The organism is Amycolatopsis sp. NPDC039088 (assembly GCF_055598845.1).
In genome coordinates this window covers 1-14,498 of record NZ_JBVKAE010000078.1, presented here as the reverse complement: position 1 = coordinate 14,498, position 14,498 = coordinate 1, and the positions used below count along the sequence as shown (strand labels likewise).

The following is a 14,498-nucleotide window of genomic DNA, read 5'->3' as shown; positions in this document are numbered from 1 at the left end:
CCGGACTAACATTAGAAAACGGACAAGGGTCCAGGACCTGGTCGAGAACCACGAGTTCTCCCAGGACCTGGACCCTTTCCTCATACCCAGACCCCGTCCGGTGATAGCAAAGGTCCCTTGCTCTCCCGATGGCGTCGCTCAGCTTCGCTGCCGGCCGACCCCGCGGCGGCGAACCGGCGACGAGAAGACCAGCGAAGTCGTCGTCTCCCCATAGCGTTGCATCCGCTCTACAAGCTCCTCCAACTCCGCTGTGTTCCGGCAGGCGACCCGCAGCAACCAGCACTCGTCGCCTGTGACGTGGTCAGCGTCGAGCACCTGTGGAAGAGGGAGGATGGTTTCCCGGAAGCGAGCCGTGTCCAGGCTCCGCACCTTCGCCCGGACCATCGCCTCGATGGGCAACCCGAGCTTCGTCAGATCCACACTGGCCGAGTAACCGGTGATGATCCCCTTTTCCTCGAGACGCCTCACTCGCTCGGTCGCCGCAGGGGCGGACAGCGATACTCGCCTGCCGAGCTCGGAGAAGGTCAGCCGCCCGTCGGACTGGAGAAGTTCGAGCAACTGCCAGTCAAGATCATCGAGGTTCACGGAACTCCAGGTTGATCGCCGCTTCCGCCAGGAAACTCCAGGCTAACCGGCGGCAACACCTGGATTCGCCGATGTCCACGATGATCGCGAGACTGCACGATTAAGGTATGACGATCGAACCCCGTGTACTGACGTTTCCGGTCCTGGACATCGCGGCCGCGGCCGCGCACCTTCGTGCCGAACTCGCCCTGGATGTGGATCCCGACGACCTTGTCCGCGATCTCACCGCCGGTACCCAGCACGGATACGTGGTCGTCGAGACGCGAGCCCCTGAAGCCTTCGCTTCCGCTCGCATCCCCGGCGCGATCAACCTCCCGTACCGGGACATGACCCCGGAGTCGGTCAGCCGGCTCGACCGAGATCTCGTCTACGTCTGCTACTGCGAGAGCGTTTACTGCAACGCCGCGACCAAGGGCGCCCTCAAACTCGCGGAACTCGGCTTCAAGGTCAAACGCCTGTCCGGTGGGATAACCGCCTGGGAAGCGGCTGGCTATCCCGTCGAGCGGGACACACCCGTCCTCTCGCTCGCCTCCGCGCCCACCCCACGCTGCGCCTGCTGACCGAGGGAGCAAGGGACCTTTGCTATCGCCGCCCCCGTAGCGATACCAAAGGTCCCCTGCTCGCCACCGGTCGTAGGCTGGGGTGGTGACCGCTCCCAAGTTGCTCGTCATCCAGCCAGACGAATCGGATCCGATCGGCCCACTCGGTGGCTGGCTCACCGAAGCGGGGGCCGAGCTCGAGATCAGGCTGCTGCCCGGCCAAGGCCTTCCCTCCGATCTTGGTGATTACGCGGGTGTCGTCTGTCTGGGCGGGGGGATGGGGGCGAACGATGACGCCACTCATCCCTGGCTCGCGGACGTGCGAAAGCTGCTTTCGAAGGCCGTTGGCGCTCGCATTCCGACGCTCGCGATCTGCCTCGGGGGTCAGCTCCTCGCCGTGGCGTTGGGAGGCGTTGTGGCTGAAGGCGATCAAGGACCCGAAGTGGGCCCAGGGCTTGTGTCCAAGAAGGACGCGGCCTGGACCGATCCGCTCTTCGCGGACCTACCGCTCATGCAGGATGTCTTGCAGTTCCACAATGACGCGATCACTCGGCTGCCGGCAGGAGCGGAGCTCCTCGCTTCGTCGCCGCGGTATCCGAATCAGGCTTTCCGTTTCGACCGTTGTGCCTATGGTGTCCAGTTTCACGTCGAGACGACACCAGAGATCGTCCTTGACTGGGCACGCCAGTCGCCTGAAATGGCAGAACTCACCCGGCCGGACGCACTGACCCCGGAGAATCTCGCCCGGGTGCATGCCGACATCGCCGAAACCTGGCGACCGTTCGCGCACCGCTTCGTCCGACTGGTGTCCGGTGACCTCTCTCCGGCTGCGGAACGTCAACGTACTTTGCCGATGGCTTAACGGCGTATGTCTCAAATGCGTATGGGTTGTTAACGCTCCGGTCTTGCGGTCAGGTACCTTGCGAAGGAGATTTCGAAGGGTTCGGAGGTCGGGGTGGAGCCCTCAGTGTTGGTCGTGCTCGTCGTCGTCACGGCCCTAATTTTCGATTTCACGAACGGCTTCCACGACACGGCCAACTCGATGGCGACGTCGATCGCCACCGGGGCGCTTCGCCCCAAGGTCGCGGTGACGATCTCCGCGGTCCTGAACCTGGTCGGAGCCTTCCTGTCGGTCGAAGTGGCCAAGACCATCTCCAACGGACTGGTCGATGACACCAAGATCGGACCGGCGATCGTGTTCGGCGGGCTGGTCGGTGCGATCGTGTGGAACCTGGTCACCTGGTTCGTCGGGCTGCCATCCAGTTCGTCCCACGCGTTGTTCGGTGGCCTGATCGGCGCCACGTGGGTCTCGGCCGGAACCGACTCGGTCCATTTCGGAAAGATCGTCGAGAAGGTCCTGGTGCCCGCGGCGCTGTCCCCTGTTCTGGCAGGCCTCGTCGCGATGATCGTGACGTACTTCGTCTACCGGATCTTCGTCCGCCGCGGCCGCACTGCCGGTTTCCGTATCGGCCAGATCATCTCCGCTTCCCTAGTTTCGCTCGCGCATGGCACGAACGACGCCCAGAAGACGATGGGCGTCATCACACTGACGATGATCACTGCGGGGAGCCTTCCCGCCGGTGCTGGGCCGCCGCTCTGGGTGATCGTCAGTGCGGCGCTGGCGCTGGCACTCGGTACGTATCTAGGTGGCTGGCGAATCACTTTCACGCTGGGTAAAGGCCTGACGGATATCGATGGCCCACAGGGCTTCGCGGCACAGACCAGCTCGGCGGCGGTCATCCTCGCTTCGACGAGCTTCGGCTTTCCCCTTTCGACGACCCACGTCTGCTCCGGCGGCATCGTCGGATCCGGTGTCGGCAGGAATGAGTCACCGGTGCGCTGGCGCACAGCCGGCCGCATGGTGATCGCCTGGTTGTTCACCCTTCCGGCCGCCGCCATCGTCGGAGCCGCAGCCGGCCTGGTGACTTCGACCGGCACGGTGGGCACCATCGCCGTCGGTGTCGTGGGCCTGGCTGTCGGTGGTGGGATCTACCTGCTTTCACGACGGAGCCCCGTCAACGCCGGCAGCTTCACCACCCCCACCCCGACCGTTCCCGAACCCGAACCCGAAATCGGCAGGATCGCCGCCTAGCGGAGCAAGGGACCTTTGGTATCGCTCCCGGCCCGGCGATACCAAAGGTCCCTTGATTCCTTGCGCGCCCATCGAGTCACGGGCGCCAAGACGACTACGGTGGGGTCGATGGTTGAGCGTGCCAGGCCGACCGCTTCCGTGGCGAGATACGGCTTCACCGACCCCCGTGCCGACGGGCAGCTCCGTGCTGCTGGTTGGTGGACCGAATCCGGTCCGGATGATTCCGCTGCCGACGTGTTGTCAGCCCTTTCCCGTGCGGCGGATCCCGATCTCGCCTTGAGCGGGCTCGACCGGATCCGAGAGGCCGACCCTGCCTCCTGGGCCGAGCTCGATCAGGCGCTTCGCACGAACCGCACCTTCCGCGGCCGGATGCTCGGCGTTCTGGGCACCTCAAGCGCACTCGTGGACTTCCTGGTCGCGAACACCGACTGCTGGAAGACCCTCCGAGGTGACAAGTGCACTGAACCGGATCGCTATGTGAGCCGCCTCCTGGCCCATTTGCGCCCGGAAGGTGAACTGCTCACCGGGCTCGAGGCAGAGCAGGCTCTGCGCACCGGGTACCGCGAGCTGCTCCTCGGGATCGCCGCGGCCGACCTCGGCCACCTCGTCGAACCCGGCCTTTACCAGCCCCCTTATGCCGAGATCGGAGCGCAGCTCACCACCCTGGCCGAGGCCGCACTGACGGTGGGGCTCCTGGTCGCGGAGTCAGAAGTGGGCGCCGACGTCGAAGGCCGGCTCGCTGTGATCGCCATGGGCAAATGTGGCGGTCGAGAGCTGAACTACGTGAGCGACGTGGACGTCATCTTCGTCGGCGACGGAGATCTCGCGGTCTCGACGCGGCTGGCCAGCACGATGATGCGCGTAGTCGGCAAGGCCTGCTTCGAGGTCGACGCGGCGTTACGTCCGGAGGGCAAGGCCGGTGCGCTGGTCCGTACGCTCGACGGGCACGCCGCCTACTATCAGAAATGGGCCAAGACCTGGGAGTTCCAGGCCTTGCTCAAGGCGCGACCGGTCGCGGGTGACGCCGAGCTCGGGCGTCAATACGCGGAGATGGTCGCGCCGAAGGTGTGGGCGGCGGCGGATCGGGAGAATTTCGTCCCCGAGGTCCAGAAAATGCGGCGCCGCGTCGAAGGCCACGTGCCGTCCGCGCACGCCGAGCGAGAGCTGAAACTGGGCCGAGGTGGTCTTCGTGACGTCGAGTTCGCCGTGCAGTTGCTGCAACTGGTCCACGGCCGGATTGACACCGAGCTGCGTTCTCCGTCCACGATGGACGCTCTCGCCGCGTTGGGGGAGGGCGGGTACGTAGGCCGTACGGATGCTGCGGAGCTCGGCTCGTCCTACGAGTTCCTCCGGACCATCGAGCACCGGCTCCAGCTTCGGCGGCTTCGGCGTACGCACCTGTTCCCTGCCGCTTCGGATGCCAGCGAGCTGCGAACGATCGCGAGGGCGAGCGGGGTACGGCCTGCGCGGGGCAGGAGCGAAGGAGATGTGCTGCTGGCGGAGTTCCGCCGCCACCTGCAGAGCATCCGGCGTCTTCACGAGAAGCTCTTCTATCGGCCGCTGCTGCAGTCCGTCGCGAATGTGCCGACCGAGGCGCTGCGCCTGACGACGAAACAAGCGGAGAGCCGTCTGGCCGCGCTCGGTTATGCCGCGCCGGACGGAGCGCTTCAGCACATCAAGGCGCTGACCGCGGGGATGTCTCGACGGGCGGCCATCCAACAGGCACTGCTACCGGTCTTGTTGGACCTTCTCGCCGATACTCCGGATCCGGACCGAGGACTTCTGTCCTATCGCAAGGTCTCGGAAGCACTCGAAGAAACGCCGTGGTACCTCCGGGTTCTGCGGGACGAGGGTGCGGTCGTCGAGAGGCTTGCCTTCTTGCTGGGCACGTCGAGATTGGTGCCCGACCTGCTGGCGCGAGCACCTGAAGTGCTGCAGTTGCTCGGTGATCCCGCGCGGCTGGCCGGTCGCACGCCCGCCGAAGTAGCCACTTCGCTGCGAGCCGCGGTTCGCCGCCAGCCTGGACTGAACGCCGCTGTCACGGCCGCGAGATCACTACGCCGGCACGAGATGCTGAGGGTCGCGTCGGCAGACCTGCTGGGATTGCTCGACGTTCCATCAGTCTGCGAAGCGTTGTCGAGTGTGTGGGTCGCCGTGTTGCAGGGTGCCTTGGCCGCTGCTTATCGCCAGCGCCAGGCAGAGCTGGGCCGGACACCCGCGATAATCGCGGTCATCGGCATGGGGCGTCTGGGTGGAGCCGAACTCGGGTATGGGTCCGATGCTGACGTCCTCTTCGTATGCGAGCCGACCGAGGGGGTATCCGACTCTGAAGCAGCGAAGTTCGCTTCCTCAGTGGCTGAGACGGTTCGCAAGATTCTCGGTGCGCCGAGCCCCGACCCGGCATTGGTCGTCGACGCCGACCTTCGCCCGGAGGGGCGGAGCGGTCCGTTGGTGCGGACGCTGGAGTCCTACCGCAGTTACTACGGGCGATGGGCAGAGGTCTGGGAATCGCAGGCGTTGCTTCGTGCCCGCTTCATAGCCGGTGATGACGACCTCGGTGCGCGGTTCATCGAGATGATCAACCCCATTCGATATCCCGCGGCGGGACTCGACGCGGTTCGAGTGCGGGAGATCAGGCGGATCAAAGCGCGAGTGGAGACGGAGCGGATGCCCAAGGGCGCCGACCCGACCCGCCATACGAAACTCGGCCGCGGCGGGCTCGCGGATGTGGAGTGGACCGTGCAGCTCATGCAGCTGCGCTACGGGCACGAAGTAGAGGGGCTCCGAACCACATCGACGATCGAAGCGCTGAAGGCCGCGGTAGAGGCAGGGCTCGCCGACCCCGCCGAAATCGAATCCCTGACCGAAGCCTGGCTGCTGGCGACACGTGTCCGGAACGCCGGGATGCTGGTCAGGGGGAAGGCTGTCGACGAGATCCCCAGTTCCGGCCGAGATCTCGCCGCGGTCGCCCGTGTGCTCGGTTACTCGGCCGACGACGATCCCGGAGAGTTCCTCGACGCCTACCGGCGGACGACGCGACGTGCCCACGCGATCGTTGAGACACTCTTCTATCAGGACTGACCGCTCTGACCTGCGGCAAGAGAGCAGGGGACCTTTGCTATCGCCTGCCGGACGGGGACGAGGCGGCAGCAAAGGTCCCTTGCTCACACTCCGCGTCGCGGACGGACAGCGACGCTTACAGTGGACCGGTGACTGTGCGCGAGCCTTTTCGCACCCGGATCAAGGTGCGTCACTACGAGTTGGACACTCTTGGCCATCTCAACCACGCCGTTTACCACTCGTACGGCGAGGTCTCCAGACTCGAACTGATGGAGCTAGCCGGTGGCCTCAACTCGGGCATGCGAGACGCGAATCTCGCCTTCGTGCTGCTTGAGTCCCACATCGTGTTCCGGCGCGAGCTGCGGGCCGGCGACGTCGTCGACGTGACCTGCGACGCCAAATTCGGCACCGGCAAGACCTTCCACATGGACTCGAACATCTACAAGGTCGACGGCACCCTCTCCGCGGAGATCACCTGCACCCTGGGGCTGATGGATCTCGAGCGACGCAAGCTGGTGGACGACCCGCGCGGCCGCATCGAGCGTGCCGGCGTCGACCTGAAGGTTCTCTCCACTTCGGAGTAGCCGCACTGCCGGGACCAAAAGAAACGCCGGTGGTGAGGGCGTTTCCGCACCTCACCACCGGCGTGCTCTTGGTGTTCCTACCGCACGATCACACGTCGTAGTACAACGAGAACTCGTACGGGTGCGGGCGCAGCCGCAGCGGGTCGATCTCGTTCTCACGCTTGTACGAGATCCACGTGTCGATCACGTCGGGGGTGAACACGCCACCTTCGAGCAGGTAGTCGTGGTCGGCCTCCAGCGTGTCGAGGACCGTGCCGAGGTCGCCGGGAACGAGCTTGACGTTCTGGGCCTCCTCCGGCGGGAGCTCGTAGAGGTCCTTGTCGATGGGCTCCGGCGGCTCGATCTTGTTCTTGATGCCGTCGAGGCCGGCCATCATCATCGCCGAGAACGCGAGGTACGGGTTGCCGGAGGAGTCCGGGCACCGGAACTCGGCGCGCTTGGCCTTCGGGTTGTTGCCCGTGATGGGGATACGGACACAGGCCGACCGGTTCCGCTGCGAGTACACCAGGCTGACCGGAGCCTCGAAGCCCGGCACGAGCCGGTGGTACGAGTTGACGGTCGGGTTGGTGAAGGCCAGCAGGCTCGGCGCGTGCTTGAGCAGACCACCGATGTAGTGGCGGGCGGTGTCGGACAGCCCCGCGTAACCGGACTCGTCGTGGAACAGCGGCGTGCCGTCCTTCCACAGCGACTGGTGGCAGTGCATGCCCGAGCCGTTGTCGCCGGCGAGCGGCTTCGGCATGAAGGTCGCGGTCTTGCCGGCGGCGAAGACGGTGTTCTTCACGATGTACTTGAACAGCTGCAGGTCGTCCGCGGCGTGCAGCAGCGTGTTGAACTTGTAGTTGATCTCGGTCTGACCGGCGGTGCCCACCTCGTGGTGCGCGCGCTCGATCTCGAAACCGGAACCCTGCAGGTTGCGGACGATTTCGTCACGCAGGTCGGCGAAGTGATCGACCGGCGGGACGGGGAAGTAGCCGCCCTTGAACTTCGTCTTGTAACCCTGGTTGCCGCCCGGCACGTCGGCGCCGGTGTTCCACCAGCCCTCGACGGAGTCGATCTCGTGGAACGACGCGTGCTCGGCGGAGTCGAACCGGATCGAGTCGAAGATGTAGAACTCGGCCTCAGGGCCGAAGAACACGTTGTCCGCGACGCCGTACTCGGAGATGTACTGCTCAGCCTTGCGCGCGATGTTGCGCGGGTCGCGGCTGTACGCCTCGCGGGTGAAGGGGTCATGCACGAAGAAGTTCAGCGAAAGCGTCTTCGCCTTGCGGAACGGGTCGATGCGCGCCGTCTCGGGGTCCGGGAGGAGCAGCATGTCGGATTCGTGGATCGACTGGAAACCACGCACCGAGGAGCCGTCGAAGGCGAGGCCTTCTTCGTAGGCTTCTTCGTTGAACGCCTTCGCCGGAACGGTGAAGTGCTGCATAACGCCGGGCAGGTCGCAGAACCTGACGTCGACGACCTCTACGTTCTCGTCGGCGATTAGGCGCTGAATGTCGTCTGGAGTAGTGGGCACCCTCGGTGACTCCTTCTCGTTCGTTGCCGGCGGCAGTACTCTCTTTGGCTCACGCTAAGAGCGCGGTGTTGCCCGACCGTCACCCGTATGTTTCGCCGGTGTTAACGGGTCGGCGATATCGGGTAGTCGACCAGGGCGAATGTGGTCCGCGCCACCGGCATACCCTGGATGGGTGGCGAGATGGACCGGAGAATGGCTGCCCGGAGCCGGGGACGGAACGACGGCCGGTGGCGAGGGTACGCAGCGGTGGCGCGGTGAGCGACTCGGCCTACCCCACTCGGGTGTCGGTTCGGTAGCGGGCGGCGGGTCACGTCTCCTCGGCCTGGTCATCGATTTGGTTCTCGCCTCGTTGGTCACCACCCTCTTCGTGACACCCAGCCTCCAGGATCCAGCCGTCATGCAGACGTTCAATCTCTGGTCGGTGGGCGTTTGGGCGGTCATCACGATCATTCCCGTGACTTTCTTCGGCTTCACGCCAGGTATGGCAGCGGTCGGAATCCGTGTCGCCAGGCTGGACGGCGCGCAAATGGTCGGCGTGTGGCGCGCCGTCGTGCGAGCGGCGCTGACCTTCGTGATCATCCCGGCCGCGATCCGCAACATCGATGGCCGAAGCTGGCTCGACCGGCTGACCGGTACCGTCGCGATTCGCATGCGCTGACGCTGGCTGGGGAGCAAGGGACCTTTGCTCTCCCTGCGGCAACGGCTCCTCAGGCCGCCGGTGCCGCAGGAGCATCGCTGAGCTCCGGAGGCGGTCGTTGCTGAGCGCGGCGGTGAGCTGCTCGCAACTCTTGCACCACGACTAACGGCTGGTCTCTTAGCTGCGCTGGACTCACCTGGACGACGATGAGGCCGGCGGCGCCCAGGGCGGGTGTTTCGGGCGCCTTGCCCGGTTCGAGGGCGACCTCGGCGTGGTGGATTTGCAGGGCGACGCAGACCTTCGGCCACCACACCTCGGCGACACCGACTACCTGCCCGTCTGGAGCTCGTAGCTCGACATTGCGCTCTGGTCTAGGCAAGCCGCTGCGTTCGAGCACGGTCTCCAGCCATTGCTCTACGGCGGAGTCGACGCCGTCCTGGAGTGCGCCGACGACGAGGCGGGGCAGTGCTGAGCCGATCGTGCTGGCCTGCGCCAGCTCTTCTCGAAGTTCTTCCGGAGTGCAGAGTCCGCGATCGACGGCGTCGTGGATCATCGCCCGCACGGATTGCAGCTCGTCCATACGCCGAGCCGCATCGATCAGGGCCCTGGCGAGCGGTGCTACCGGCAGGCCGTCGATCTCCACTGGTTCAGGCAGGTGGATGGTTCGTTCGACGACGGCGAATCCCCAGGTGGCGACCTTGCTTCGGTGGGGGATCAAAGTGTGCGCCCGTCTTTCTGGTGGAAGTCGTCTGACTCCGTACAGCCGGGCCGCCTGGACACCGGTGAGCATGGCCTTCGGGCCAGCGTGAGTAAGCGCGACCTTCAGGAGCTGGCGCCTGGTCGGAGTGGCGTTGGTCAAAAGGATGACGCCGGGAACAGGGCGTCGCCACGGGCCGCCTTCACGACAACGGCGAGAGATCCAGGAGTGGGAGTGCCCCAGGGCGACAAGTTTCGCCCGGGCGGCCACGCCGTCCGGGAACATCGCCGCCAAGGCCCGCTGCCGAGCGTCCGAGCTTCCATCCACACAGTGATCATGCGACCACCCACCGACAGTTTTCGTCCGGAAACGAATCAGGGGTCCTTTACTACCGCGTGCGGCAGTAAAGGACCCCTGATCCTCGTTTGGTCAGCGGCGGCGGATGGTGCGCTGAACGTTGCGCATCTTCGCGCCGGCAGGCATCGGGCCCTTGGGCATCGCGGCGCCACGGTTTCCGAGCGCGGCGAGCTTCGCTTCCAGCGCGTCGACCTGGGCAGGCTTGAGGTTTCGGGGGAGCTTCATGAGGTAGCCCTGTAGCTTCTTCAGCGGCACCTGCTGCTCTTCGTTCCCGATGATCACGTTGTAGATCGGGGTCTCACCGATCAAGCGGGCAACGCGCTTCTTCTCCTGCGCGAGCAGGGACTTGACACGGTGCGGTGCGCCCTCGGCGACGAGCACGACACCCGGGCCACCGAGCACTCGGTGCACGGCGTCGAGCTGGGTCGTGGCCGCCACGGTCGGCGTCACCTTCCAACGGCCTCGCATGTTTTCGAGTGCCCAGGCCGCCGCGCCCGGCTGTCCGTCGGCCTTCGAGTACACGGTCTTCTGGACCCGCCTGCCGAAGATGATCACAGCGGCGAGCGCGCCGAGCAGGATGCCCAGCGGCAGCACGACCCAGTGGACATCGAAGATGAACCCGATGCCGAACACCACACCGGTGATGACCAGGAGCGATCCGACCATCCAGGGGATGAGCGCCTTGTCTTCCTTGCGCTGCATCTTGAAGGCCTCGAAGATCTGCCCGCGGCGAGCCTTGCTCGCGGCGCGCTTCTCCTTCTTGGCCAGCTTCGCTGCTTCCTTGTCCTGCTTTCCCGCCATGTGACCAGGATACGGCCGCGTGCCCTGCGCCGATCCCGTCGGGCCCTCTGCGAGGATCGGGGACGTGGTTAGCGCATCGTCCCCGAAGAGTCGTCCAGGCCTGCTCGATGGGCTCGACCCCGAGCAACGCGCCGCCGCCTGCGCCCCGAGGGGCCCGGTCTGTGTACTCGCGGGAGCGGGGACCGGTAAGACGCGGACGATCACGCACCGCATCGCCCACCTGGTCCGCTCGGGGCACGTCGCCGCTGGTCAGGTCCTCGCGGTCACCTTCACGACACGGGCGGCGGGGGAGATGCGCGCGCGTCTTCGGGGCCTGGGTGTCGATGCCGCCCAAGCGCTTACCTTCCACGCCGCCGCGCGCCGCCAGCTTCGGTACTTCTGGCCCCAGGTCGTCGGTGACAGGCCTTGGGAGCTGCTCGAGAACAAGTTCCGCTACATCAGCCAAGCCGCCAACAAGGCCGGTCTCGGCACTGAGACGGAACTCCTGCGCGACCTCGCCAGTGAGATCGAGTGGAGCAAGGCCTCTTTGGTATCGCCGGACGACTATCCCGCCGTCGCCGCTCGCACGCAGCGGGACACACCCGCGCCCGCGTCGCAGGTCGCGGAGGTCTACCGAAACTACGAGAAGGTCAAGAACGCCGCGCAGGTCCTCGATTTCGACGACCTGCTCCTGCACACCACCGCCGTTCTCGAGGAGCACACGGTGGTGGCTCAGGAGTTCCGCGAGCGCTACCGCTGCTTCGTCGTCGACGAGTACCAGGACGTCACCCCGCTGCAACAGCGGCTGCTCGACGCCTGGCTCGGTGGCCGCGACGACTTGACCGTGGTCGGCGACGCCAACCAGACGATCTATTCCTTCGGTGGCGCTTCACCCCGCCCGCTGCTGGAGTTCACGCGGAGGTACCCCGAGGCGACGGTCGTGCGGCTCGAGCGGGACTATCGCTCGACCCCGGAAGTCGTGGCTCTCGCCAATCAGGTGATCGGTGCCGCCCGTGGCCGGCCCGCGGGGTCGAGGCTGAAGCTCATCGGCCAGCGCCCTTCGGGGCCGCCCCCGCGTTTCGCCGAATACGACGACGAGACCGCGGAAGCCGCCGCCGTCGCCCGCAGGATTCGTGATCTGCTCGACGGTGGCGTGGCGGCCAGTGAGATCGCGGTGCTCTACCGCGTCAACGCCCAGTCCGAGGCCTACGAGCAGGCGCTGGCGGAGTTGGGCATCCCGTACCTGGTCCGCGGTGGCGAGCGGTTCTTCGCCAGGACCGAGGTCCGGCAGGCGATGTCCGCGTTGCGGATGGCGGCGACCGACGCGGACACCGGCGAGCTGGTGACCAGGGTCCGCTCTGTTCTCGCGAAGGTAGGACTCACCGACCAGCCCCCGGCGGGAGGTGCGGCGAAAGAACGGTGGGACGCGCTCCTGTCGATCGTCGAGCTGGCCGAGGAGCTTGCTTCCACCGTCGACGACGCGGATCTGCCCAGGTTCGTGGCGGAGCTCGAACAGCGGGCGAGCGCGCAGCACCCGCCGACAGTGGAGGGCATCACCTTGGCCTCGCTTCATGCGGCGAAGGGCCTCGAATGGGATGCGGTGTTCCTCGTGGGACTCGCCGAGGGGACCATGCCGATCCTCCACGCCGACGGTGACGACGCCGCCATCGAGGAAGAGCGCCGTCTCTTCTATGTCGGTGTCACTCGCGCACGGGAGCATCTCTCGCTTTCGTGGGCCTTGGCCAGGACGTCGGGAAACCGCCGCAATCGGCGACGCAGCCGGTTCCTCTACGGGTTGATCCCCGAAGACCACCCGGCGGCGAGGGTCGCCCGAGCTCAGCAACCGAAGCATTCCGGCACCAAGGCACGATGCCGAGTTTGCGGCGGACCGCTGGTGGAGACCCTGGACATCAAGCTGGGTCGCTGCTCCCGTTGCCCGTCCAATGTGGATGAGCAGCTGCTCGAGAAGCTGAAAACCTGGCGAGGGGAACGCTCCCGCGAGCTCAAGGTGCCGGCCTTCGTCGTCTTCACGGACGCGACACTGGTCGCCATCGCCGAGCAACGGCCGACCGATGACACAGCGTTGTGTGCCATCTCCGGGATCGGCGCGACGAAGCTCGAACGCTTCGGAGCGGAGGTTCTCGACGTCGTGCGGGCCTCGGTGGAGACTTGACCGCGTCGCGGGCTTGATCCACGCGGCGAACCCGCTGCTCAGAGCCGATCTTCGTAGCTTCGACGGTTTTTCTGGAAAATAAGTTGCCCCGGTGTGGTCGAGGGCAATAACCTGCAGGGACCGGGCGGCAAGCGCCTGGGACTGGGGAAAGAACTTCTACAACACAGCGTAGACCGCAGTGCGGCTCGCGCGCGACAGAGAAAGGTGGTGCCGGTGAAATGAGGATCAACATGATGGTCACGAAACCGGGCACCCGTCTGTCCTGCGTCGCGGAAGTTCCGCAGGCTCAGCGTCAGGGCGCCTTCATGCCCGTGAGCATCCTCGCCGCCCGCGGCACTCAGCGTCTCAACCGGCGCTGGGTCACCGCTGACGAAACCTTCACGCACACCGCTGTCTTCGGTGGCGCGTACGTGAACGGTGGCGTCGATCTGCCGACCATCAAGCAGTTCCGTGTTCCGTTGTCCATACGGGAGCGAAGTTCCTGACCTAGTCAGGACTAGAGGCTCACGAAGGCCGCGGAACCGGTAACCGGATCCGCGGCCTTCGTGTTTTTTGCTGCACAAACAAGTTGGCTGCACAACCTAATTGGGGTTCAGCGTTGTCCAGTTCCACCGTCAGTACGCAATCCGTTACGGGACAAAGGAGTGCACTTATGTCATCGGCCATAGCCTTCGCGCCGGAGGAGGCCCTGCCCTTCGCCGACGCAGGCGTCGTCGACCTGCTCGACGCCATCGACTCGCCTGAGTCGACGCTTCCCTGCCGTTCGGGCGACGCGGACCTGTGGTTCGCCGAGTCGCCGGCAGAGCTCGAGCGTGCGAAGGCGTTCTGCGCGGACTGCCCGGTCCGTTCCGCCTGCCTCGCGGGTGCCCTGTCGCGGCGTGAGCCGTGGGGTGTCTGGGGTGGCGAGATCTTCGAGCGTGGCGTCGTCGTCGCGCGGAAGCGGCCCCGTGGCCGCCCCCGCAAGAACTCGGTCGTCGAGCCCGCAGCCGAGGCTCGTACCGCCACGCGCAAGGTCGAGCGGAGCGCAGCGGCATGACCGTCGAACCCATTACCACCAGGGATTACGAGGCGCGAACGGGTAACCGGACTCTCGCGCCGGCCAAGTTGAACGAGATCAAGGTCGAGGAGACCAGCGAAATGTTGCTTTATGAAGAACTGTCCAGAGCCCGAATACGAGACCTGGAGGAGGGAGTCCGCGCGCAGCGGGCTCGAAGCGGCGGACGCGCCGTACGCAGGTGGAACCGGGTCGCTCGCTGGGCGACCCGGCGAGCCGAGCGCCTGCAGGCCTGACCCCACGGGGAGCGGGGGGGGGGGGGGGGGGGGGGGGGGGGGGGGGGGGGGGGAGGGGGGAGAGGGGGGGGGGGGGGGGGGGGGGGGGGGGGGGGAGGAGGGGAGGGGGGGGGGGGGGGGGGGGGGGGGGGGGGGGGGGGGAGGGGGGGGGGGGGGGGGGGGGGGGGGGGGGGGGGGGGGGGGGGGGGGGG

Annotated in this window: 14 protein-coding genes; 10 read left to right on the top strand and 4 right to left on the bottom strand. The window is 66.2% G+C overall.

Annotated features, from left to right (window positions below; translation table 11 throughout):
- Window positions 1-138: 138 nt before the first annotated feature.
- Complete coding sequence (locus ACZ7KI_RS43065) at window positions 139-585, bottom strand: Lrp/AsnC family transcriptional regulator (protein WP_470278769.1); 447 nt, start codon at window positions 583-585, stop codon at window positions 139-141.
- Window positions 586-692: 107 nt separating this feature from the next.
- Between ACZ7KI_RS43065 and ACZ7KI_RS43060 the strand changes: the two genes are divergently transcribed.
- From ACZ7KI_RS43060 to ACZ7KI_RS43040, 5 genes are all read left to right on the top strand, one after another.
- A complete protein-coding gene (locus ACZ7KI_RS43060) occupies window positions 693-1,145 on the top strand; it encodes a rhodanese-like domain-containing protein (protein WP_470278768.1) in 453 nt (150 codons plus the stop codon).
- 85 nt (window positions 1,146-1,230) lie between these two features.
- Window positions 1,231-1,986 (top strand): type 1 glutamine amidotransferase, encoded by a 756-nt coding sequence (locus ACZ7KI_RS43055; RefSeq protein ID WP_470278767.1) that lies wholly within the window; start codon window positions 1,231-1,233, stop codon window positions 1,984-1,986.
- Between the two features lie 93 nt (window positions 1,987-2,079).
- Window positions 2,080-3,216, top strand: a complete 1,137-nt coding sequence (locus ACZ7KI_RS43050) for an inorganic phosphate transporter (protein WP_470278766.1) — start codon at window positions 2,080-2,082, stop codon at window positions 3,214-3,216.
- Window positions 3,217-3,324: 108 nt separating this feature from the next.
- Window positions 3,325-6,297, top strand: coding sequence for a bifunctional [glutamine synthetase] adenylyltransferase/[glutamine synthetase]-adenylyl-L-tyrosine phosphorylase (locus ACZ7KI_RS43045; protein ID WP_470278765.1), 2,973 nt, complete (start codon window positions 3,325-3,327; stop codon window positions 6,295-6,297).
- Window positions 6,298-6,425: 128 nt separating this feature from the next.
- A complete protein-coding gene (locus ACZ7KI_RS43040; protein WP_020633826.1) occupies window positions 6,426-6,860 on the top strand; it encodes an acyl-CoA thioesterase in 435 nt (144 codons plus the stop codon).
- An 88-nt stretch (window positions 6,861-6,948) separates the two neighbouring features.
- On the opposite strand, the gene glnA is transcribed toward ACZ7KI_RS43040, so the two are convergent.
- Entirely contained in the window at window positions 6,949-8,373 is a 1,425-nt protein-coding gene (gene glnA, locus ACZ7KI_RS43035) for a type I glutamate--ammonia ligase (RefSeq protein WP_037321238.1), read from the bottom strand.
- 172 nt (window positions 8,374-8,545) lie between these two features.
- On the opposite strand from glnA, the gene ACZ7KI_RS43030 reads away from it, so the two are divergent.
- The gene (locus ACZ7KI_RS43030) at window positions 8,546-9,031 is read left to right on the top strand and encodes an RDD family protein (protein WP_470278764.1); all 486 of its coding nucleotides are present in this window, start codon (window positions 8,546-8,548) and stop codon (window positions 9,029-9,031) included.
- A gap of 49 nt (window positions 9,032-9,080) precedes the next feature.
- On the opposite strand, the gene ACZ7KI_RS43025 is transcribed toward ACZ7KI_RS43030, so the two are convergent.
- A complete protein-coding gene (locus ACZ7KI_RS43025) occupies window positions 9,081-9,653 on the bottom strand; it encodes a hypothetical protein (RefSeq protein ID WP_470278763.1) in 573 nt (190 codons plus the stop codon).
- Between the two features lie 483 nt (window positions 9,654-10,136).
- Entirely contained in the window at window positions 10,137-10,865 is a 729-nt protein-coding gene (locus ACZ7KI_RS43020; RefSeq protein WP_061981160.1) for a DUF4191 domain-containing protein, read from the bottom strand.
- A 64-nt stretch (window positions 10,866-10,929) separates the two neighbouring features.
- Here ACZ7KI_RS43020 and ACZ7KI_RS43015 point away from each other — a divergent pair, with 64 nt between their 5' ends.
- The 4 genes from ACZ7KI_RS43015 to ACZ7KI_RS43000 all read left to right on the top strand — a co-directional run bounded on the left by ACZ7KI_RS43015 (window position 10,930) and on the right by ACZ7KI_RS43000 (window position 14,307).
- Complete coding sequence (locus tag ACZ7KI_RS43015; protein ID WP_470278762.1) at window positions 10,930-13,017, top strand: ATP-dependent DNA helicase UvrD2; 2,088 nt, start codon at window positions 10,930-10,932, stop codon at window positions 13,015-13,017.
- 218 nt (window positions 13,018-13,235) lie between these two features.
- A complete protein-coding gene (locus ACZ7KI_RS43010) occupies window positions 13,236-13,502 on the top strand; it encodes a hypothetical protein (RefSeq protein WP_044856370.1) in 267 nt (88 codons plus the stop codon).
- 167 nt (window positions 13,503-13,669) lie between these two features.
- Complete coding sequence (locus ACZ7KI_RS43005; protein WP_465503090.1) at window positions 13,670-14,053, top strand: WhiB family transcriptional regulator; 384 nt, start codon at window positions 13,670-13,672, stop codon at window positions 14,051-14,053.
- Window positions 14,050-14,307, top strand: a complete 258-nt coding sequence (locus tag ACZ7KI_RS43000) for a hypothetical protein (protein WP_470278761.1) — start codon at window positions 14,050-14,052, stop codon at window positions 14,305-14,307. Before ACZ7KI_RS43005 ends, ACZ7KI_RS43000 begins: the two co-directional genes overlap by 4 nt.
- The last annotated feature ends 191 nt before the right edge of the window (window positions 14,308-14,498 follow it).

Bases quoted from the DNA above. Each gene is read 5' to 3' on its own strand.
- ACZ7KI_RS43045 (WP_470278765.1), top strand. From the start codon at position 3,325: ATGGTTGAGCGTGCCAGGCCGACCGCTTCCGTGGCGAGATACGGCTTC.
- ACZ7KI_RS43060 (WP_470278768.1), top strand. From the start codon at position 693: ATGACGATCGAACCCCGTGTACTGACGTTTCCGGTCCTGGACATCGCG.
- ACZ7KI_RS43005 (WP_465503090.1), top strand. From the start codon at position 13,670: ATGTCATCGGCCATAGCCTTCGCGCCGGAGGAGGCCCTGCCCTTCGCC.
- ACZ7KI_RS43020 (WP_061981160.1), bottom strand. From the start codon at position 10,865: ATGGCGGGAAAGCAGGACAAGGAAGCAGCGAAGCTGGCCAAGAAGGAG.
- ACZ7KI_RS43000 (WP_470278761.1), top strand. From the start codon at position 14,050: ATGACCGTCGAACCCATTACCACCAGGGATTACGAGGCGCGAACGGGT.
- ACZ7KI_RS43010 (WP_044856370.1), top strand. From the start codon at position 13,236: ATGAGGATCAACATGATGGTCACGAAACCGGGCACCCGTCTGTCCTGC.